At 63.6% G+C, this 1,540-nt stretch carries 1 protein-coding gene; it reads left to right on the forward strand.

Going from position 1 to position 1,540, the window contains the following annotated elements:
* Positions 1–83 precede the first annotated feature (83 nt).
* The gene (ltrA, locus tag WKW77_RS34930; protein WP_340361467.1) at positions 84–1,451 is read left to right on the forward strand and encodes a group II intron reverse transcriptase/maturase; all 1,368 of its coding nucleotides are present in this window, start codon (positions 84–86) and stop codon (positions 1,449–1,451) included.
* Positions 1,452–1,540 lie beyond the last annotated feature (89 nt).

Consider the following 1,540-nt stretch of genomic DNA (forward strand, 5'->3'; position numbering starts at 1 on the left):
AGGTCGTAGTAGCCGGAGTAGCGGGGCCGAAGAGGCCGGGAGTCAAACGGCGAAGGGCCTAACGAGAAGGAGTATTGCTCGACATGGCGATGCAAAACGTAATGCCTCAGATGCCCGCCTGCGCGGGGCGGGCGGGTATCGGCTCTGGTGAAGCCAGGTCCAAGCCTGCCAGCGAGGAAACGGGCTGCCCGCGCCACGGAAATGAGGATACGGGGTCGGCACTGCTGCAGGCAGCGCTGACGAGAGAGAACCTGCAGCGAGCCCTCAAGCGGGTGCGAGCCAACCGAGGTTCAGCTGGCGTGGACGGACTGGACATTGGCCAGACGGCCCTCATGCTGAAGACCGAGTGGCCGCGCATCCGTGGGCAACTGCTGCAGGGTACGTACCGGCCCAACCCGGTGCGTCGAGTGGCGATTCCTAAGCCGGACGGAACTCAGCGCGAGCTGGGCATCCCGACGGTGGTGGACCGGCTGATCCAACAGGCACTATTGCAGGTGCTACAGCCTCTGTTGGATCCAACCTTCAGCGAGCATAGCTACGGATTCAGACCTGGCAGGCGTGCGCACGATGCGGTGTTGGCCGCGCAGTCGTACGTGCAGTCGGGTCGGCACGTGGTGGTGGACGTGGACTTGGAGAAGTTCTTCGACCGGGTCAATCACGACATCCTGATAGGCCGTTTGCAGAGACGCATCGACGACGCCGGAGTGATCCGGCTGGTGCGTGCCTATCTGGAGGCGGGCATCATGGACGGCGGGATAGTGATCGAGCGATTCGAGGGCACGCCGCAAGGCGGGCCACTGTCGCCGCTGCTGGCCAACGTCCTGCTTGATGAAGTGGACCGGGAGTTGGAGCGGCGCGGGCATTGCTTTGCACGCTATGCCGATGACTGCAACGTGTATGTGCACAGTCGTCGGGCGGGCGAGCGGGTGATGGCACTGCTGCGGCGACTCTACGGGCGGCTGAAACTGAAGGTCAACGAAGCCAAGAGTGCGGTGGCTGGCGTGTTTGGCCGCAAGTTCCTGGGTTATGCCCTACGGAGGGGCCCGGGCGGTGTGGTCAAGCGCACAGTGGCTGCCAAACCGATAGCTACCTTCAAGCAGCGTGTGCGGCAATTGACGCGACGCAGCGGCGGGCGCAGCATGCAAGCGGTTGTCGATGGACTGCGGTCTTACATGCTGGGCTGGAAGGCTTACTTTGGAATGGCGCAAACTCCCACAATCTGGCGCTCGCTGGACGAGTGGCTGCGGCGTCGGCTACGAGCTGTACAGCTCAAGCAGTGGCGCAGGGGCAAGACGATCTACCGGGAACTATGCCGTCTTGGGGCCAGTCCTCAAATGGCCCGGTCGGTCGCGGCACTGAGCCGTCGCTGGTGGCACAACAGTCTCTCAGCGCTTCATCGGGTGCTCACCGTGGACTACTTCGACAGCCTTGGGCTACCTCGACTCTCCTGACCTCAACTTCTCGAACCGCCCGGTGCGGACCCGCATGCCGGGTGGTGTGGCAGGGGAGCAGTCCTCTTGGACTGCCCCCTATGCCGATT

Origin of the sequence: Variovorax ureilyticus (genome assembly GCF_037889935.1) — a bacterium.
GTDB classification, from domain to species: domain Bacteria; phylum Pseudomonadota; class Gammaproteobacteria; order Burkholderiales; family Burkholderiaceae_C; genus Variovorax; species Variovorax ureilyticus.